This window comes from Marinactinospora endophytica (genome assembly GCF_054780875.1).
Window position 1 is genome coordinate 63,929 of record NZ_BAAGVM010000012.1, and the last position, 19,042, is coordinate 82,970.

At 69.6% G+C, this 19,042-nt stretch carries 14 protein-coding genes and 1 riboswitch; of the genes, 4 read left to right on the forward strand and 10 right to left on the reverse strand.

What is annotated here, in order from left to right:
- Nucleotides 1-5 precede the first annotated feature (5 nt).
- Nucleotides 6-94: riboswitch (glycine riboswitch) on the reverse strand.
- A 249-nt stretch (nucleotides 95-343) separates the two neighbouring features.
- The 6 genes from ACYVHU_RS20760 to ACYVHU_RS20785 form a co-directional block, all read right to left on the reverse strand.
- Nucleotides 344-943, reverse strand: coding sequence for a MerR family transcriptional regulator (locus ACYVHU_RS20760; RefSeq protein WP_078759710.1), 600 nt, complete (start codon nucleotides 941-943; stop codon nucleotides 344-346).
- A gap of 194 nt (nucleotides 944-1,137) precedes the next feature.
- The gene (locus ACYVHU_RS20765; protein WP_078759711.1) at nucleotides 1,138-1,608 is read right to left on the reverse strand and encodes a bifunctional nuclease family protein; all 471 of its coding nucleotides are present in this window, start codon (nucleotides 1,606-1,608) and stop codon (nucleotides 1,138-1,140) included.
- Nucleotides 1,609-1,880: 272 nt separating this feature from the next.
- Complete coding sequence (locus ACYVHU_RS20770) at nucleotides 1,881-2,426, reverse strand: FHA domain-containing protein (protein ID WP_078759712.1); 546 nt, start codon at nucleotides 2,424-2,426, stop codon at nucleotides 1,881-1,883.
- Nucleotides 2,427-2,866: 440 nt separating this feature from the next.
- Nucleotides 2,867-5,365: a mannose-1-phosphate guanyltransferase gene (locus ACYVHU_RS20775; protein WP_078759713.1), complete on the reverse strand. Its 2,499-nt coding sequence runs from the start codon at nucleotides 5,363-5,365 to the stop codon at nucleotides 2,867-2,869.
- Between the two features lie 55 nt (nucleotides 5,366-5,420).
- A complete protein-coding gene (gene clsA / locus ACYVHU_RS20780) occupies nucleotides 5,421-6,122 on the reverse strand; it encodes a cardiolipin synthase ClsA (RefSeq protein ID WP_432941322.1) in 702 nt (233 codons plus the stop codon).
- A gap of 344 nt (nucleotides 6,123-6,466) precedes the next feature.
- Complete coding sequence (locus tag ACYVHU_RS20785) at nucleotides 6,467-7,171, reverse strand: gamma-glutamyl-gamma-aminobutyrate hydrolase family protein (protein WP_432941325.1); 705 nt, start codon at nucleotides 7,169-7,171, stop codon at nucleotides 6,467-6,469.
- A gap of 1,711 nt (nucleotides 7,172-8,882) precedes the next feature.
- On the opposite strand from ACYVHU_RS20785, the gene ACYVHU_RS20790 reads away from it, so the two are divergent.
- The 3 genes from ACYVHU_RS20790 (at nucleotide 8,883) to ACYVHU_RS20800 (ending at nucleotide 11,884) form a co-directional block, all read left to right on the forward strand.
- Nucleotides 8,883-11,093: a carbon starvation CstA family protein gene (locus tag ACYVHU_RS20790; protein ID WP_498949305.1), complete on the forward strand. Its 2,211-nt coding sequence runs from the start codon at nucleotides 8,883-8,885 to the stop codon at nucleotides 11,091-11,093.
- Nucleotides 11,094-11,095: 2 nt separating this feature from the next.
- Complete coding sequence (locus ACYVHU_RS20795) at nucleotides 11,096-11,341, forward strand: YbdD/YjiX family protein (protein ID WP_078759715.1); 246 nt, start codon at nucleotides 11,096-11,098, stop codon at nucleotides 11,339-11,341.
- Between the two features lie 153 nt (nucleotides 11,342-11,494).
- Nucleotides 11,495-11,884 (forward strand): DUF2267 domain-containing protein, encoded by a 390-nt coding sequence (locus ACYVHU_RS20800; RefSeq protein WP_078759716.1) that lies wholly within the window; start codon nucleotides 11,495-11,497, stop codon nucleotides 11,882-11,884.
- A 126-nt stretch (nucleotides 11,885-12,010) separates the two neighbouring features.
- Here ACYVHU_RS20800 and thyX read toward each other — a convergent pair whose 3' ends face one another.
- The 4 genes from thyX to ACYVHU_RS20820 form a co-directional block, all read right to left on the reverse strand.
- Nucleotides 12,011-12,808, reverse strand: coding sequence for an FAD-dependent thymidylate synthase (gene thyX / locus ACYVHU_RS20805; RefSeq protein WP_078759717.1), 798 nt, complete (start codon nucleotides 12,806-12,808; stop codon nucleotides 12,011-12,013).
- Between the two features lie 182 nt (nucleotides 12,809-12,990).
- Nucleotides 12,991-13,134 (reverse strand): GPGG-motif small membrane protein, encoded by a 144-nt coding sequence (locus tag ACYVHU_RS20810; RefSeq protein ID WP_200813472.1) that lies wholly within the window; start codon nucleotides 13,132-13,134, stop codon nucleotides 12,991-12,993.
- Nucleotides 13,135-13,330: 196 nt separating this feature from the next.
- Nucleotides 13,331-14,134 (reverse strand): NAD-dependent epimerase/dehydratase family protein, encoded by an 804-nt coding sequence (locus ACYVHU_RS20815; RefSeq protein WP_078759718.1) that lies wholly within the window; start codon nucleotides 14,132-14,134, stop codon nucleotides 13,331-13,333.
- A gap of 102 nt (nucleotides 14,135-14,236) precedes the next feature.
- Nucleotides 14,237-16,453 carry an anthranilate synthase component I gene (locus ACYVHU_RS20820; protein ID WP_200813473.1) on the reverse strand — a complete coding sequence of 739 codons (2,217 nt, stop codon included), beginning with the start codon at nucleotides 16,451-16,453 and terminating at the stop codon, nucleotides 14,237-14,239.
- Nucleotides 16,454-16,746: 293 nt separating this feature from the next.
- Here ACYVHU_RS20820 and ACYVHU_RS20825 point away from each other — a divergent pair, with 293 nt between their 5' ends.
- Nucleotides 16,747-19,032 carry a HelD family protein gene (locus tag ACYVHU_RS20825; RefSeq protein ID WP_078759720.1) on the forward strand — a complete coding sequence of 762 codons (2,286 nt, stop codon included), beginning with the start codon at nucleotides 16,747-16,749 and terminating at the stop codon, nucleotides 19,030-19,032.
- The last annotated feature ends 10 nt before the right edge of the window (nucleotides 19,033-19,042 follow it).

The window sequence follows — 19,042 nt, forward strand, 5'->3', positions numbered from 1 at the left end:
GAGTGCCTCTCCACACGGTCCTTTTGCCTGAGAGGTTACTGGGGAGTGTTGCCCCGTCGGCGCCCCGTGGAGGGGTCTCTCCCGTGTGGTATCAACGGCGGTCGTTCAAGCGGATTATCCCTTATCGGGCTCTTCGCCATAAAACAGGGCTGGAAACGGCCCTGTTCCACCTTGTCGGAGCGAAATCCACCCGATACGAACAACGGCGCGGGATCCCTTAAGCGGGATCCCGCGCCGGGGAGCCTAGCAGGGCGCCCAGTGGCCGATCCGGACCACCTCGGCCGTAGCAGAGACATCGGGAGAACGGGAAGCCAGACGGCGAACCGGGCGACGCCCGGAGGGCTCAACCGGTGCGGCGCCGTCTCCGGCGCGCCAGCTCGTCGGCGGGATGGGGGTCGGCCTGCAGGGGTTCGGCGAGCCGCTCGCCCGGCACCTCGCTCAACGACCCCTCCAGCTCGCGCCAGACACGCCCCAACGCGATGCCGAACACGCCCTGCCCGCCCTGGAGGAGGTCGACGACCTCATCGGGCGAGGTGCACTCATAAACGCTGACCCCGTCGCTCATCAGGGTGATCTGAGCGAGATCGGCCGTGGGGCGACGGCGCAGGTGATGGACCGCGGTCCGGATCTGTTGCAGGGAGATCCCCGTGTCCAGCAGACGCTTGACCACCTTCAGGATCAAGACGTCGCGGAAACTGTACAGGCGCTGGCCGCCCGCTCCGGGCGCGGGCTCGATGCTGGGCTCGACGAGCCGGGTCCTCGCCCAGTAGTCGAGCTGACGGAACGTGATCCCCGCGGCGGTACACGCCGCGGGGCCACGGTATCCGACGTCCATCGGCAGCGCCACCACGTCCTCTTCACACAGCAGGCCCTGCTCTCCAGCTCGCCGTAACGCTGATCGCCTGTGGTCGGAGGCTTGCTGCTTACCGCTCGTAACCGCCACGCCGAACCTCCGGCTCCTCGACCTGCGGCGGTTCGACAGGGGGAGATAAGGGTTACGCCGCAGGTTGTTTCGACAAGACGGTAAGCCGGGGGGATGCAGAGCGTCAACGAAGCCGGTCGGCGCGTCGCGGCTCCCTTTGTTCCACCCGACGGCCCGGCCCGAGGGCGGCCGTCGACGGCGGGACCGGGACCGTCTCAGGTCGTTCGGCCGAAGTCCTCGGGTGTGATGTTGTCGAGGAACTCCCTGAACTTCTCGACCTCGTCCTCCTGTTCGTCGGGGATGGGCACCCCCGCCTCGTCGATCACGTCATCTCGCGCGTAGATGGGCGCACCCGTGCGCAGAGCCAGCGCGATGGAGTCCGAGGGGCGCGCGCTCACCTCGACCCCGTTGGAGAACACCAGCTCGGCGTAGAAGATGCCATCGCGCAGCGCGGTGATGTTCACCGTGGTGAGCGTGGCGTCCAGGGCGTCGAGTACGTCACGGAAGAGATCATGCGTGAGCGGCCGGGCCGGCATGACCCCCTGCTGCGCCAAGGCGATCGCGGTCGCCTCGACCGCGCCGATCCAGATGGGGAGGTAACGCTCCCCGTCCGACTCCTTCAGCAGGACAATCGGTTGGTTCGAGGGCATCTCGACCCGGACGCCGACAACCTCCATGTGCTTCACTGCGGCTCCGTCCCACGACTTGTCGTGCCGGAGGGGCACTCGCCAAGCTGTGCTCTGCTCCGTCTTTCACGGTACACCGCCAAGGCCCGAGCGCGTCGAGGCGGGAAACGTGCGGTGATCTGCGGGAACCGCATCGCTCCCGTACCTCAAAACCGGATATTCCGGATATGTTCCACGTCGCGCCATCGGTGGTGGTCTTCGTTAGAAAGCTCTCCGGCTCGGCGGTGGCGCAAACATCCGTACGGCCGGCCGTGTCCACGGCCGGCCCTCGGTCAGCCGCGCCGCTGGCCGGTCAGCAGAACCAGGCGGAACTTCCCGATCTGGACCTCGTCACCGGCGTTGAGCTCGGCCTCGTCGATCCGTTCACGGTTGACGTAGGTACCGTTGAGGCTCCCGACGTCGCGCACCCCGAAAGAGGAGCCGCGCCGGAAGAACTCCACGTGGCGACGCGAGACGGTCACGTCATCCAGGAAGATGTCACTGTTGGGGTGACGTCCCGCCGTGGTGAGGTCGCTGTCCAGCAGGAAGCGGCTGCCGGCGTTGGGGCCACGCTTGACCACCAGCAGCGCGGTGCCGGGGGGCAACGCCTCGACGGCGGCGGAATCGGCGACGGGCTCGTCACGCGCGTCGGCCTCGGCGTCCATGGCCTGGATCTTGGAGATCGAGATCGTGGACGTGGTCTCGCCGACGGAGTCGCGGTATTCCCGGGGCTGCGGCGCGTCCTGTCCTGGCCTGCGGAGGGGGACACCACAGTTGGAGCAGAAACGGGCATCATCCGCAACGGCGTGACCGCACTGCGTGCAGTAAACGCTCGACATAGGTCGGCTCGGCCTCCTACCGCACGGGGCGGTGCTTGATTCGGCTGGTCATCTTCTTGCTGCCAGGGTGCCCGGTGTGAACCGGCCCTGCTGCCGGAAGCGGGGACGGCACGGCGTCGCCCCGCCGCTCGCTTCCTCCTACGGTCTCATTCCCCCATGGTCGGCTCGCTTCCCGTCCTCCGCCCCGACCGTTCGCACATCCCGGTGGATACGGGCGGCGCGGTTCCGCCGGGAACACTCGACTCTAAACCATATCTGCGTCACGCCCACGCCTCGGCCAGAGCCGCTCTGCACTCCTCGCGCTCGCGGCGCCTTGAAGCCCTCGGGGACGTGGCGGTGCCACCGTGCGCTCTGTGCCCCGGCCACAGCCCCACGGGCCGGCGATCCGGCCGTGTGGGAGGCGCCAAGGCCCCCCACACGCCCGTGCCGTCGGCGACGACTCAGCCTTCGGCCCGCTCGACCACGGCCGCCCACTCCTCCAGCAGCCGCTGGGCGGCGTCGTTGTCGGGCCCCTCGGCCCACAGGTGGGTGACGGCTTCGGCGGTGTCGGGCAGGACCAGGGCCCAGCTCCCGTCCGCCTCGATCACCCGGACGCCGTCGGTGGTGTCGATCTCGCGCTCTCCGGCGGCCTCGACGACCTCGCGCATGACGCTGCCCTTGACCGCCCACGGGGTGGGGACCGAGCGCCGCATCAGGTGGGCCCGCGGAATCCGCTCGTCGATCTGGCTGAGGGACAGCTTGGTCCGCGCCACCAGACCCAGCAGGCGGACGAAGGCCGCGATCCCGTCGCTGGTACGGGAGAACTCCGGAAGGACGAACCCGCCACGGCCGTCAGCGGCGAAGATGATGTCGTCGGCCATCGCCGCCTTGGTGAGCTCATCGGTCGCGGTCGGCGTCCACTGGACCTCGACACCATGGAACCGGGCGACCTGCTCGGCGACCCGGGTGGTGGTCACCGGCAGCGCGACCCGGCCGCCACGGCGCTCCGCGGCCACCAGGTCCAAGACCACCAGCAGCGCCCGCTCGTTGTCGACCAGTTCCCCGTTGCCGTCCACGATCGACAGCCGCTCGGCGACGGGATCGAAGCGCACCCCGAAATCCGCCCCAGAGGAGCCGACGAGCTCCCCCAGCCGTTGCAGGTCGCGCATCTGCTTGGCCAGCGTGTCGGTCGGCGACGCCTCGTCGAGCCGGTTGTTGACGGTGAGCACCTCCACGCCGATCCGGCCCAGCAGCGAGGGCAGGACGAGCGATCCGGTGCCTCCGGCGCAGTCGACGACGACCTTCAGCCCCGCCTCGGCGACACCGGAGGTGTCGATGCGACGCAGCAGTTCGTGCGCGTAGTTCTCGATGTCGCGCGACGGGAAGGACAGCTCGGCGATCTCCCCGGGGAAGGCCCGGCGGTACTCCTGCCGGGTGAACACCCGCTCCAGTTTGCGCTGGGCGGCCGGCGACAGGTCGGCTCCCCGTTCATCGAGGAAGATGATGTCGACCGACTGGGGGTCGCCGGGCGTGGTGCGCAGCGAAATACCGCCCCCCAGACCGGTCTGACTGGTGTGGAAGCGCGCCACCGGGAGCGGTACCGCCTCCAGGTCCTGCACGTTGATGGCGCCCGCGGTCAGCGCGCTGATGACCGCGCGCTTGAGCGTACGCGCCGCGCGGGAGACGTCGCGCGAGGTGGTGACCACCGTCCCCTTCTTCAGGGTGGTGGCATAGGCGCTGGCCAACCGGACCGCGAGCTCCGGTGTGATCTCGACGTTGATCAGACCGGACACGCCCCGGGGACCGAACAGCGACCGCTGGCCGCGCGACTCCCAGATGACGTTGGTGTTGACGACCGCTCCGGCCTCGATCGTCTTGAACGGGTAGACCTTGATGTCGTTGGCGAGGTAGGCCTCGGACTCGATGACGCATTCCTCACCGACGACCGTGCCCTCCTCGATCCGGGCACTGGCCATGACGTCGGTGTTCTTGCCGATGACACAGCCGCGCAGGTTGGTGCTGGCCCCGACGTAGACGTTGTCGTGGATGACCGCCCGGTGCAGGAATGCCTCGGAGCGGACGACGACGTTACTGCCGAGGACGGTGAACTCGCGCAGTTCCGCGCCCGCTTCGACCTTGGCGTAGTCGCCGATGTAGAGCGGCCCCTTCAGGACCGCGTCGGGATCGACCTCGGCTCCCTCGGCCACCCAGATCCCCGGGGACATCTCGAAGCCGTCGATCTCGACGTCGACCTTGCCGGAGAGCACGTCGGCCTGCGCGCGAACGTAGCTCTCGTGGGTTCCCACGTCCTCCCAGTAGCCGTCGGCGATGTAACCGTAGAGCGGCGCGCCGTCCTTGAGGAGCTTGGGGAAGACGTCACCGGACCAGTCGACGACCTCGCCGGCCGCCACGTGGTCGAGGACCTCGGGCTCCATGATGTAGATACCGGTGTTGACGGTGTCGGAGAACACCTGCCCCCACGTGGGCTTCTCCAGGAAGCGCTGGACCCTCCCCTGTTCGTCGACGATGATGATGCCGAACTCCAGCGGGTTGGCCACCCTCTTGAGCCCGATCGTCACCATGGCGCCGTTCTCGCGGTGGAAGCGGACCATGTCGCTGAGGTCGATGTCGGTGAGCGCGTCACCGGAGATCACGATGAACGGCTCTCCGCGCAGGTGCTCTTCGGCGTTCTTGACGCTTCCCGCGGTACCGAGTGGAACCTCTTCGGCGACGTAGTGGAGGTTCATGCCGAGTTCTTCGCCGTCGCCGAAGTAGTTGCGGATCAGCGTGGCGAGGAACTGGACGGTCACGACCGTGTCGTCGAATCCGTGCCGCTTGAGCAGCCGCAGCACGTGTTCCATGATCGGCCGGTTCACGACCGGCAGTAGGGGCTTGGGCTGGTTGGCGGTCATCGGGCGAAGGCGCGTGCCCTCGCCCCCGGCCATCACGACGGCCTTCATCGCCGCCACCCCCGAAGCCCGCTCATGTTTCGGCGAAACGCCCTTGGGCGCGTTCTCATGGTGGGGACGTCGCTCCCTTCCTGTCGCTGGACGGTGGTCCGGACTCACCGGCGCGCCGGCGGGAGAGCCGTCCTGAGGGACGGCCGTCCTCGGTGGTATCGGGATCCTGCCGTGTGGCCGCCTGGCGCGTCGCGGGCCCTTCACCCGCCTGGACCGCGCGGTCGGCCCGTCGGCTCTGCCCGATCAGGCGCAGACCTTGGACCGCGTAGAGCAGTCCGGCCCACCAATAGATAGCCGTTCCCCAGATCGCGAACGCCCAACCCACAATTTGTGCGACTTCGCCGACAATTCCGTCATATCCAGCCACGAACAGCAACGGAAACGAATACAGCAGGCACAGGGTCGCCGCCTTGCCCGCGAAGTTGACCGGGAGCGTTCCGTACCCGTAGTAGCGCAGGACGGGAAGCGCGACCACGATGAGGACGTCGCGCACGACGAGGATCGCCATGAGCCACCACGGAACGATGTCGCGCATGACCAGACCGAGCAGCGCCGCGAAGATGTAGAGACGGTCGGCCATGGGATCCAGGACCGCGCCGAGACGGCTGGTCTGGTTCCAGGCGCGCGCGATCTTCCCGTCGAGCCAATCGGAGATCCCCGCGAACGCGAGCACACCGAGCGCCCACCAGTCGGCCTGGGGCACGAGCACCAGCCACAGGAAGAGGGGAACCCCCAGCAGCCGAACGATGCTGAGCAAGTTCGGGATCGTCCAGACGCGGTCTCCCACGGGGCCCGTCGCGTTCGTTTGGATCGCCACCCCACCTCCCTGTACCCGTTGTCGAGCCTACCCATTGCAGCCCAAGAGCGCGCCGTGGCAGACGCGCACCTTCTCAGCGGCAAATCAGTACATAACAGACAAAAGCCCAAGATACGCGAACAGCCACCCGTTCCCCTGCCCGCAACATCCCAGGAGATGCACCTCTCACCGGCCGCGTCCCCAGGCACCTGGCCACTCCAGGCCGCATCGGGGTACCCACCCGATCCAACGATCCGGCGGTGGAGAAGTTTCCGCGTGCGCGCCCCGTATCCGGGCCTAGCGGGTCAGGCCGGTCCGGCCGCCTCCGCGGTCAACGCCTGGAAGAGACGAGGGTCCTTCCCCTCGTGCGGATGCCACAGCACGCCGATTCCGAAGGGGTGGCCCACGACCTCCACCGCCTCGACCGTGCCATCCGCGGCCCAGGCGACCGGCGACAGCCCCGGAGCGATCCGGTTGAAACCCTGGGTGTGCGACTCCAGCACGGTCGCGCGATCGCCCAGGACCCGTCCCAGTCTGCTGGTGACACTGACCGATATGTCGGTGGAGGCCGGACGGCCGGTCGTGGGAGCGTGCTCATGGTGCCCCAGCGTCTCCGGCAGGTACTGCAGCAGGCTTCCCCCCGCGGCCACATTGAGGACCTGGGCTCCCCGGGCCACCGCCAGGAAGGGACGCCGCGCCCGGATCAGGGCGCGGGCCAAAGCGAGCTCGAACCGATCCCGCCGGGAGTCGGGATCCTGGGTGCGGGGGTGCGGGGGTTCGCCGTACTCGGCCGGATCGACGTGCGCGCCCTCCGTGAGAATGAAACCGTCGAATCGCTCCACCAGGTCGCCCACCCCGCTCGGCGGGGTGGGCGGGATCGCCACCGGCAGCCCTCCCGCCCTGCCCACCGCCCGCAGCCAGGGGGCGGCGACGACCGCTGCCTCACGGACCCAGTCCCCCCAGCGCGCGGCTTCCAGGTGACCGGTGATTCCGATGAGCGGGCGGGGCATGGTGCGTCCTCCTCAGGAGACGGTGCCGGCCACCGCGGGGTCGGCTGCGCTCATAATGGCGCACCAAGCCTTACGAGCGGGTTGTCGTAATTGAACCGATAAATACGTTAACAACGGAAGGTCAAAACACCCGTTCCGCCATCGTTCCCACCTCCGGGCACACGGCCCTCCGCGCCCCCTCTCCCCGGACATCCACAACCGCGACAACCGTCCTTCAGGTAAACGAAGCAGCAATTATTCGGAATCGGTTGTCGTCCCTCGGGACAAGGGAATGTTCGCCCCAGGACAACCCGACCGGACGCCGGTGGCGAACCCGCATCGGAGCCGCCACCACCGCGCGGACGCGGTGCCGGCGCCACCTGCGCGATCCGGAGGGGACGCATCGGCTCCACGCGGACGAGCCCGCGCCTGGCGGCGGAGACGTTCGAACTCCTCACGAAGGAGCGATGTCGCCGCCCGCGACGGATCTCCAGCGCGAGCGACTGTTCGTCGCGCCGATCCGGATCGTGCGCGACCTTGAGGACCCGCGTGCGCTCAGCGCTCCCTCTGCCGGCTCGGCCACGGCCACCGCCGGTTCGCGGGCACAGACGCGCTGATCGCGACGCCGGGCCGTTTCGCCGCCCCTGCCCGGGGCACCGAGTCGCGACAGGTCTGGGCATCACCTGGTGGCGCACCGAGGTGGTCGTCCTGGAGCGTCCCCGCCAGGGGCCCGCCCGGATCGCCCGCACCCGTATCCGCCGGGCCACCGCCTGCCCTCCAGGTGACACGCCGGCCCCGGGACCGATGCCCCTATCCGATCGCCGGCGCTCCGCGCAGCGGCGACCTGCCACGGCCGCTGGCGCGCACGGCCCCGGAGGCCGAATGAGCGGCGCCCCGGCCTCCCCCACCCGTCCGGGGGATCGGCTCCCTCGGCCCGCCCACGGGCTCGATGACGCTGGACGCCGAGTCGGGCCACGCCCTGATCCGTGTCCCCGACGGCGCAGTCCCGGCCCCGATCGGGGCGGCTGTGACCGATGGCGAGGTTCTCGGGACCGGCCCCGTCCCCTGCACGGGGCCGAAGAGCGCACCGAACCGAGCCAGCCCGCCGGCCTGTCCGCGATGACCGTGGCACACCCGTGCGCGTCGTGGCGGTCGCGGAGAGGGATGAGACTCCGCCGCCTCGTCAAACCCGTCGGCGTCCGAGCAGGTCCCCACCGGCGGGGCCCTGCACGGCCCTCTGCCCGACGTCATCGGCCGTTTCGGCCACCCTGAAAGAAAAGACACGACTCATGCCGGTCGAGCCGACGCGGTCCCGACCCGCCGCGGTGGGGACGACCGGAGGCCATACGGCTTGCCGCCGCGGGTGATCGGGCGGCCAGGGCGTCGACGAGGTTCCCGTGGTCCACAGAAGTCCTGAGGGGAGATCTCAGGCGGTAACGCCACGTCGGGCGTCTCCTGGAGGCCGTCCGGTGGGCGGCCGAGGTGACGCCATCCGGCCACCCCTATTCGCTAATACCCCTAAAAGGAACAATAAGGGAAAAAACCACTTCTGCCACTTTCAAACTGATCGATCATCAAATCGGTATGTAAGTGGTCTCTGTTTCTGATGGTGAGCCGTGATTAAATCAGCCGCTTGACGGCCGCCACCTCAACGGATACCGGACGGCCACAATCGGCAAGAAGCGGCTGCGGCGCAGCATGCCCGCGGACGCCAGGACGGAAGGGAGCGCCCGTGTCCGAGAGCACGGTCGGCATCAGACCACCCACCACCCCCAAATGGACGCCGCTCCGCATCCTCGTGTGGGTCGCGGTGGCGGTCGTGGGGGCAGGCGCGTGGAGCGTCATCGCGCTGGCGCGTGGCGAGGAGATCTCCGCGGCCTGGCTCATCTTCGCCGCCCTGGCCTCCTACGCCATCGGCTACCGCTTCTACTCCCGCTTCGTCTCCTACAAGGTGCTGCGGGTGGACGACACCCGGGCCACCCCCGCGGAGCGGATCAACAACGGCGCCGACTTCCACCCCACCGACCGCCGGGTGCTCTACGGTCACCACTTCGCGGCCATCGCCGGCGCCGGTCCCCTCGTCGGCCCGGTGCTCGCCGCGCAGATGGGATACCTGCCGGGCACGATCTGGATCATCATCGGCGCCATCTTCGCCGGGGCCGTCCAGGACATGGTCGTGCTGTTCTTCTCCATGCGCCGCAACGGCAAGAGCCTGGGACAGATGGCCCGCGAGGAGATCGGTCCGGTGGGCGGCGTCGCGGCGCTCATCGCCGTGCTCGCGATCATGGTCATCTTGCTGGCGGTGCTGGCGATGGTCGTGGTCAACGCGCTCGCCGACTCGCCGTGGGGCGCGTTCTCCCTGATCATGACGATCCCCATCGCGCTGTTCATGGGTTTCTACCTGCGCTATCTACGCCCAGGACGGGTCATGGAGACCTCCGCGATCGGCGTCGTCCTGCTGCTCGCGGCGATCGCCGGCGGCGGCTGGGTCGCCGAGCACGCCGTGCTGTCCGAGGTCTTCCACTTCACCCACAACGAGCTGACCTTCGGGCTGATCATCTACGGCTTCGTGGCCTCGGTACTGCCCGTCTGGATGCTGCTCGCCCCGCGTGACTACCTGTCGACGTTCATGAAGGTCGGCGTCGTCGTCCTCCTCGCCGTCTCCATCCTCGTCGCGATGCCGTCCCTGCGCCTGCCGGCGTTCACCGATTTCGCGTTCAACGGCCAGGGGCCCGTCTTCTCCGGTTCGCTGTTCCCGTTCGTGTTCATCACGATCGCCTGTGGCGCGCTCTCGGGCTTCCACGCCCTGGTCGCCTCCGGAACCACTCCCAAGCTCATCGAGAAGGAGTCCCAGGTCCGGATGGTCGGCTACGGCAGCATGCTGACCGAGTCGTTCGTCGCGATCATGGCGCTCATCGCGGCGTGCATCATCGACCCCGGCGTCTACTTCGCCATGAACATGCCGGCCGGCGCGCTCGGTGACACCGTGCAGAGCGCCTCGGCCGCGGTCACCCAACTGGGGTTCACGGTGACCCCCGAGACCCTTCAGACGGTCGCCCAGCAGATCGAGGAGGAGAGCGTGATCGCCCGCACCGGCGGCGCGCCCACCTTCGCCCTGGGCGCCGCGCAGATCTTCTCCACCGTGTTCGGCGGCCAGGCGATGATGGCCTTCTGGTACCACTTCGCCGTCATGTTCGAAGCCCTGTTCATCCTCACCACCGTCGACGCCGGTACCCGCGTGGGGCGCTTCATGCTCCAAGACACCATCGGCAACGTCTACAAGCCGATGCGTGACGTGAGCTGGAAGCCGGGACTGTGGCTGACCAGCGCGCTGATCGTGGGCGGCTGGGGATACTTCCTGTGGGCCGGTGTCAACGACCCCCTGGGCGGCATCAACCAGTTGTTCCCGCTCTTCGGCATCGCCAACCAGCTGTTGGGGGCGGTCGCGCTCGCGGTCTGCACGACCCTGTTGATCAAGTCGGGACGGACCAAATACGTCTGGATCACCCTGATCCCGCTGGCCTGGGACGTGGCCGTCACCCTGACCGCGAGCTGGCAGAAGGTCTTCTCCGACGATCCCGCGATCGGCTTCTTCGCCCAACGCGCCCAGTACGTCGCCGCGCTGGAGGACGGCCAGACGAGCCTGGGAGCGGCCGGAAGCGTGGAGGAGATGCGCCAGGTCATCACCAACACCACCGTCGACGGTGTGCTGGCCGCGCTGTTCGCGCTGCTGGTGGTGGTGATCCTGGTGGACGCCTGCCGAGTGTGGGTCAAGGCGCTGCGGGCCAACGGGCAGCTGCCCACCACCGAGGAACCCTACGTCCGCTCCCGGTTGTGGGCGCCCTCGGGCCTCATCCCGACCAAGGAGGAGCGCGAGCACGCCCGGCAGCTCCAGGCCACGGGCGTGGGCGCCGACGGATCCGGAACCGTTGGGAAGGACTAGGCGTGCCCACCGGTTCCGGCCGGGCCGTTCCCGAGGGGAGCGGCCCGGCCCGCCTGCGCGCGGCAGTGCTGCGGGGCCTGCGTGAAGCCTGGCAGATCGCCCGGGGGATCGCCGGGGAGCGGGCCTACGAGATCTACCTGGAGCACCACCGGCGCGTCCATCCGGGCGTCCCTCCCATGGGCGAACGCGAGTTCTGGCGCCGTCACATCGACAAAGGCGACACCGACCCGGGGACACGCTGCTGTTGACCCCGGCCCCAAGCGGCCGCCCGGCACGCCTCCCGGGGCGGGGACGCCGCGACGGGCAGGACACGTTTTCACGGCTCTCCGGGATTGGACCGGGCCTCTCCGGGGCAGTGTGTCGTCTTCGGCACAGATCCCGATCTGTTAAGGAGGCCGGTGATGCAGCAGCACGAGTTCCTGGCCCGGGTACGCGAGCTGGGGGAGTACTCCGACGCCGGGGAGGCCGAACGGGTCACCAGGGCGGTGCTGGGCGTGCTGGCGACCCGGCTGCGTCCCGACGAGGTCGAGGACGTGGCCGCGCAGGTGCCCGAGACCCTGGACGAGGCGCTACGGGAGGCCGACGGGCGGGGTGAGTCCTTCGGCGTGGAGGAGTTCTGCCACCGGGTCGCCCAGGCGACCGGGGCCCGGCCCCGTACCGCCGAATGGGACGCCAGCGCCGTGCTGACCACGCTCGCCGAGGCCGTCACCGGCGGCCAGCTCAACCAGATCCTCAGTCAGCTGCCGTCGGGGTACGCGCCGTTGTTCGGCAAACCCGAACTCGCCGACTGAGGGGCGCGCCCCATCCGGCGTCCATGGGAGCGCGGTGACGGGCTCCCATGGACGCCCCGTTTCCCATAGCGGAAACGGCTGTTCAAGACTTCGCGGACCCGGCACGGGCCGGGCGCCGCTGGCGAATCAGACCTTGCGCCACTTGGGGATCCAGGCGCCGTCGGTGACCTCGTAGTCTCCGAACAGCGCGGGGGCCTCCTTCTTCAGCACCTCGCCGATCTTGCCGAACAGCAGCCGGATCTCCTCCTCGGCGCCGGGAGCGGTGCGGGCCTCCAGCGTGTGACGCAGGGTCCGGACGTTGGCCGTCCAGACCAGGCCGGTGGCCACCCCCTCCGGGGCGAAGCGGCGCATGAAGGAGGTGCGGTGCTTCTTCACCGCGAAGGGGACGCCCTCCTCGTCCAGCCCGAAGTGGTCGGCCATCCACAGCTGGAACTCCTCCATCTTCTCCAGCATCTCGGTGGCCCGCTTCATCAGCTCGGGATCCTCCTGGGCCCACTCGGGGAACCAGAAGGGCAGATCGGTGAGGCGGACGAAGCGCAGCGACTCCTGGGAGACGGCGACGCCGGGACGGTGCCGGATGAGCTCGTGGGTGAGCACCCGGCTGACGTTGTGCAGGACGAAGCTGAAGCTGACGTGCTCCAGGACGGAACCGTGCAGGCTGGACAGGATATTGGTGAGGTAGGCGTCCTGGTCGGTGCGCACCCGGGTCACGTTGGGGTTGAGCCCCGGCTCCCAGGAGCGGTAGCACAGCCGGCCGGCGAACTCGGCGAGGTTCTGGGGATCATTGAGCTCGTTGTCGAGCTCTCCCCTGTCCAACCGCTCCAGCCAGCTCTGCCCGCCGACGTCGGCGAGGTAGCGGGCGACCTCGCCGTAGTCCAGCTGCGGGCGCGCGATCAGATGTACCTCGGGCTCGACGCTCTTCACCGTGTGTTCTTCTCCCCCACGCCCCGGGCCCGGCCGGGCGCCGAGGGCTCATCGGTCCGTCATCGCGGCTGGTGGGCGCGTCCTCGACGAGGAACGGGCCCTCCGCCGCGTTCGAACCTAGCATCGCCCGGAACGTGAGGGAGATCGCAGTGGGCTGGCGGCTGAGGGTGGACGCACTCGGGCTACAAGCCGAGGAACGTACCACTGGGGCTGACGATGAGGCCGATGACGATCAAGACGACGCCCCACAGGATCTGGCGGCGCAACAGGGCGAAGACGCCGGCGATGATGAGGATGATTCCCAGGATCAGCAGCAGAATACTCATGACCTTCGCCTGCCCCCGGAGGTCGGGGGAAAACGCTGCGGTGCGCCATGAGCAACAACAATGCAGGTCAAAACGGGAGAAAAAAATCCAACGAATGAGGATGCGACCCCGTTCCCGGAAAGCCGTATTCCCTGTACAGACCTGCCCTCCTACCCGCTCCTCCACGTCTCACCCACATGGACGCCGGCCGTGGTCCTCACTCCGCCAGGTAGGGCAGCGTGAACTCCGCCGTGGCCGCCTCGCCGCTCTGGGGTCCCCCCTGCCAGAACGGATCGTCGTCAGGGAAGCGTGAGGCGAAGCGGGCCGCGTCGTCGACCGGCCGGTAGCCCAGCTCCCTCTCCCCCGCCGTGAGATCCCAGAACCTGCGCGCGTTGGCCGAGACCGCGTAGACCGCGCTGTAACCGACACCCGAGGCCGTGAGCGCGGCGCGGACGAACCCGACGCAATCACGCGGGCTCAGCCACGTCGCCAGGTGACGTGTCTCGGTCGGCTCGGCCTCGAACGAGCCGAGCCGCAAAACCACGACCTCCAGGCCGAACTTGTCCGCATACATCTGCCCCAGCGCCTCGACGGCCGCCTTGCTGACGGCGTAGAGGCCGTCGGGCCGGAGCGGCTCGTCGGGGAAGACGTGGTGGTGGATGGGGTAGGCGCCGGTCACCCGGTTGCTGCCGGCCAGGACGACCCGGCGCACCCCGCTGCGGCGCGCCGCCTCCAAGACGGTGAAGGTACCGGTGATGTTGGCGTCGACCAGTTCCCGGAAGGGGGCCTCGTCGGAGCAGCCCGCCAGGTGGACCACCGCGTCAGCCCCTTCGAAGGCCTTCCGCGCCACGTCGGGATCGGTGACGTCCCCCTCGATGACGGTCTCGCCCTCGCCCGCGGTCAGCCGGCGGCGGTCCACCAGCACCAGATCACCGACCTCGCCACGCAGTCCCTCCCGGACGGTGGGGCCCACCCTGCCGGCCACTCCGGTGATGACGACTCTGCCTAGATTCGCGTCCATGCCCGGAGCCTATGAGCCACCGGTCCGTTGTTCACGGATTCCGGCGGGTGCCCCGGCCCGTCGTGCCCGCGGGCCGTGGTCCGCGGGCACGACGGGCACGTGTCAGGGACGGCGGGCCATCCGCAGCACGTTCTCCACGATCCGCTCCCCGACCTTCGCGGTGAGGATCGACTCGGGGTGGAACTGCACGGCCCAGCGACGGGACTCAGGAGCCTCGATCGCCATGACCACGGGCTCGGCACCGTCATCGACCACCGCGGTCACCTCGAACGTCTTGACCCGGTCGGGGGTGGTGTAGGTGGAGTGGTAGCGGCCCGCGGTGAAGGTCATGTCGGGATCGGCCACCCCCTCCAGCAACCGTCCGCCGGTCACCCGGATCCGACTGGGCTTGCCGTGGACGGGCTCGGCGAGGGTGAGCAGCTCCCCGCCGGCGTGCTCGACCATCCCCTGGAGCCCGAGACACACGCCGAAGGTGGGCAGGTCGCGCGCGTACAGCTCGTCGAGCAGGGCGCTCATCGCGAAGTCGGCCGGCAGGCCCGGCCCGGGCGAAAGGACGACCAGGTCGGGGGCCAACCGGTCCAGCAGGAGCGGGTCGAAGCCGTGGCGCAGGGTGGTCACCTGCGCCCCGTGGCGTCGAACGTAGTCGGCGAGGGTGTTGACGAAGGAGTCCTCGTGGTCGACGAGCAGCACCCTCATCCCCTCTCCCGCCTTCGGCGGCGCGGACGCCTCGGTCGCGGGAGAGGCGTCCTCGCCCTCCTCCGCCAGCGTCTCCAGCAGCGCGCGGGCCTTGAGGAAGGTCTCGCGCTCCTCGGCTTCGGGGTCGGAGTCGTACAGCAGGGTCGCGCCGACCCGGACGGCCGCGACACCGTCGCGGATGTGGGCGGTGCGCAGCGTGAGCCCGGTGTTCATGGAGCCGTCGAAGTTGACGACCCCGACCGCGCCGCCGTACCAGCGACGCGGCGTGGACTCGTGGGCCTCGATGAAGCGCATGGCCCAGGTCTTGGGAGCACCGGTGACGGTGACCGCCCACATGTGGGTGACGAAGGCGTCGAGCGCGTCGAACTCCGGACGGAGCGTGCCCTCGATGTGGTCGACCGTGTGGATGAGCCGGCTGTACAGCTCGATCTGGCGGCGGCCGATGACCCGGACGCTGCCGGGTTCGCACACCCGGGACTTGTCGTTGCGGTCGACGTCGGTGCACATCGTCAGCTCCGACTCCTCCTTGGCGGAGCCGAGCAGTTCGAGGATGTTGGCGGCGTCGCCCAGCGCGTCGTCGCCGCGGCGGATGGTGCCGGAGATCGGGCAGGTCTCGACGCGCTGTCCCCGGCCGGGCCGGCCGCTGACCCGGACGAACATCTCCGGGGAGGCCCCGACCAGGTACTCCCCCTCGCCGAGGTTGAAGAAGAACTCGTAGGGGGCGGGGTTGCGCTCGCGCAGGCGCTCGTAGAACCGTGCCGGCGAGGAGCAGGAGCCGTAGGTGCGGTGGCTCGGTACGACCTCGAACAGGTCCCCCCGGACGAAGCGCTTCTTGGCCTCGGCGACGACACGCGCGTAGGAGCCGGGCTCGGGCTGTGGTGGGGTCTGGGCCGTGACGACTTCGGGGGTGGGCTCGGTGGCGCGCGGCAGCGTGTCGGTCGACGCCTCGTCCCGCCCCGGTCCGGCGGGAACGGTGAAGTCGTAGGAGAAGCGCAGGCAGGTCTCGCGCTTGCGGTCACGGACGATGATCTCGTCGGGGAGTTGCAGGACGAGGTCGCGGTCGGCGGCATCGCGGTGCAGGAGCTGTTCGATGGGTTCGAACTGGAAGGCCAGGTCGTATCCGAAGGCGCCGTACAGTCCGAGGTGGGGATCGTCCTCCGCGGCGAAGAGCGCGACGATCTCACGCAGCGCGGAGAAGACGCCGGGGCGGCGGCTGCGCTGCTCCTCGGGCAGGAACACCTCCACGTCCGGCTCGGGGATGACGATCCCGAACGTGTCGGGGGACTGCTCGACGGTCTCGCCGTGGGCGCGCAACGCCTCGGCCACGACGGGCAGGAGGACCCGGCCGCGCTCGTTGAGCGCGGTGACGGTGACGGCGCGTCCCCGCGCCGCCAGTTCGAGGCAGGGGTCGACGTAGCCGAGGTGCCAGCGGCTGTAGCGGCCGGGATACTCCATTCCCGAGGACAGCACGCCGCCACGGCGATGCTCGACCGAGCGGACGAGTTCGCTGAGTGCCTCGGGTGCACAGGGACGGACGGTACGGCGCACGGCGATGCCGCCGGCGGTGTGGTAGGAGGTGCTGCTGTCGTCCACGGGACCGGTCCTTTTCGCGCTGGGTGTCATGCGCCACACCCGCGCCGGGAGCCGAGGGAAGACAGAACGGCCGCCTGCGCGAGCGGCCGCTGATCGAACGGAACACGAACAGATACGCCGCCTAGGAGCGGCGCCACCACCGTTGGAGAGCCTGATCGGTTCGCACGAAGGGAATTCTAGCGCGAGGAGAACACCCCGACAGCGTTTTCCCTCATTTGAGGACCAGGAGGCGGGCAAGACCGCGCTACCCGGTGGGACCCTGCTAGAGTATGTCCTTCTAGCGGAAAATATACACAGCTCTAATAGACAAGGATACTAGATAAATGGATCCCTGTCAATCCACCTCCTCGCGGGAAGAGGCCCGCAGGGCTGCGCTCCGCCAGGAGCAGGCCCACCTCACCCGGCTCTACACCCGGTTGGACGCTGTCAGGGAACGTGCCGAGACCGCACTGCGGGAAGCCCATGGGCGCGGCGGCGGAGGCACCCGACAGGCCCTCATCGAACGGGAGGTCACCGCGGAGGAGCAGGCCCGCCTGGTGGCCCGTTTCTCCTCGGTCGAACGAGGACTGTGCTTCGGCCGCATCGACCACCGTGACGGCGAGAGCTTCCACATCGGCCGGATCGGGCTGCGCGACGAGGAGCACGAACCGTTGCTGATCGACTGGCGCGCTCCGGCCGCCCGCCTCTTCTACACCGCCACCCCCCAGACCCCCGGAAGTCTGGTGCGCCGGCGCCATCTGCACACCCGGGATCGCACGGTCGTCGGCGTGGAGGACGAGGTGTTCGACCTCGACGGATTGACCGAGGAGGACCGGCGGACCCTCGTCGGCGAGGCCGCCCTCCTGGCCGCGCTCCGGCGTGGACGCACCGGCCGGATGAGCGACATCGTCGCCACCATCCAGGCCGAACAGGACCAGGTGATCCGCTCCGGTCTGGCCGGCGTCCTGGTCGTCCAGGGCGGGCCCGGAACCGGTAAGACCGTCGCCGCGCTGCACCGCGCCGCCTACCTGCTCTACACCCACCGCGACACGCTGGCCCGCCGGGGCGTCCTCATCATCGGCCCCAACCCGACGTTCCTGCGCTACATCGGCCAGGTCCTGCCCTCACTGGGCGAGACCGACGCGGTGCCGGCCACGGTCGGCGAGCTCTTCCCCGGCGTACGGGCCACCGAGACCGAGGAACCTTCCGCCGCGCTGCTCAAGGGCGACCCGCGCATGGCGCGCCTGGTGGCCGAGGCGGTGCGGGACCGGCAGCGGACCCCCCGTGACGGCGACGGGCTGCGCGTGGAGGTCGACGACATGGAACTGCGCGTCGGCCAGGATGTCTGCCGGCGGGCCCGCGACCGCGCCCGTGGCCTGCGCAAGCCGCACAACATCGCGCGCAAGCTCTACGTCAACGACGTGCTCAAGGACCTCGCGCTCGACCAGGCCCGCCGTCTGGGTCGCCCCCCGCTCGACGACGAGGACGTGCGCTACGCCCGGGCCTCCCTGTGGGCCGAGCCCACGGTCCGCGCGGCGATCGACCGGCTGTGGCCCTACCTCACACCGCAACGGCTGCTGACGGAGTTGTTCGCCGACCCCGCGGCGCTACAGCGGGTGGCGCGCCGAGCCGGACTGGGGCCCGATGAGGCGCGGACGCTGCTGCGGCCGGCCACAACCCGGTGGACCGTCTCCGACGTTCCCCTCCTCGACGAAGCCGCCGAGCTGCTCGGTGAGGACGACAGCGCGGCGCGGGCGCTGGAACGGGTCGCGGCCGAGGAGCGCCGCGCCGAGGAGCGCTACGCCCAGGGCGTCTTGGAACTGACCGGCCTGTCCGAACAGGGCTTCCTCGACGCGCGCGCCCTCGCCGAACGCCATCGCGACCCCGGAGCGCGGCTCACCACCGCCGAGCGGGCCTGGGCCGACCGGCGCTGGGCCTATGGCCACGTCATCGTGGACGAGGCCCAGGAGCTGTCGGCGATGGCCTGGCGGATGGTGATGCGTCGCGTGCCCACCCGCTCCCTGACGATCGTGGGCGACGTCGCCCAGACCAGTGACCCGGCCGGGGCGCGCTCCTGGGCCGAGATGCTCGACCCCTACGTCGGCGGGCGCTGGCGCGAGACCCGGCTGCTGGTCAACTACCGTACGCCCGCCGAGATCATGGAGGTGGCCGCCGACGTCCTGGCGGAGGTGGCGCCCGGACAGCAACCGCCGGAGTCCGTGCGCGACGGCGGGACGCCACCGCGCGCGGTGCGGATGGCGACGGCGGAGTTGCCCGAGGGGCTGCCGCGTCTGGTGGAGGCCGAGCGGGCCGCGATCGGCGAGGGGCGCGTGGCCGTCATCACCGCGCGTTCCCGGGTGGCCGAGGTGCGCGCGGCCCTGCCCGACCTGCCGTCGGGGGCGACCCCCGAGGCGCTGGACTCCCCCGCGACCACGCTGACGACCACCGAGGCCAAGGGGCTGGAGTTCGACGCGGTGATCGTGGTGGACCCCGACGGGATCGTCGCCGACTCCCCCAAGGGGGGACACGATCTGTACGTGGCGGTGACCCGGGCCACCCGCCGGCTCACCGTCGTCCACCACGGCGAGCTCCCGTCCATGCTGGGCCGGCTGCGCCGCGTCAGGGGATGAGCCGGCGGGC

What these genes read in the sequence shown, in the direction of transcription:
- ACYVHU_RS20815 (WP_078759718.1), bottom strand. Translation starts at nt 14,134, where the DNA reads ATGGACGCGAATCTAGGCAGAGTCGTCATCACCGGAGTGGCCGGCAGG.
- ACYVHU_RS20785 (WP_432941325.1), bottom strand. Translation starts at nt 7,171, where the DNA reads ATGCCCCGCCCGCTCATCGGAATCACCGGTCACCTGGAAGCCGCGCGC.
- ACYVHU_RS20775 (WP_078759713.1), bottom strand. Translation starts at nt 5,365, where the DNA reads ATGAAGGCCGTCGTGATGGCCGGGGGCGAGGGCACGCGCCTTCGCCCG.
- ACYVHU_RS20810 (WP_200813472.1), bottom strand. Translation starts at nt 13,134, where the DNA reads ATGAGTATTCTGCTGCTGATCCTGGGAATCATCCTCATCATCGCCGGC.
- ACYVHU_RS20770 (WP_078759712.1), bottom strand. Translation starts at nt 2,426, where the DNA reads ATGTCGAGCGTTTACTGCACGCAGTGCGGTCACGCCGTTGCGGATGAT.
- ACYVHU_RS20800 (WP_078759716.1), top strand. Translation starts at nt 11,495, where the DNA reads ATGCAGCAGCACGAGTTCCTGGCCCGGGTACGCGAGCTGGGGGAGTAC.
- ACYVHU_RS20825 (WP_078759720.1), top strand. Translation starts at nt 16,747, where the DNA reads ATGGATCCCTGTCAATCCACCTCCTCGCGGGAAGAGGCCCGCAGGGCT.
- ACYVHU_RS20820 (WP_200813473.1), bottom strand. Translation starts at nt 16,453, where the DNA reads ATGACACCCAGCGCGAAAAGGACCGGTCCCGTGGACGACAGCAGCACC.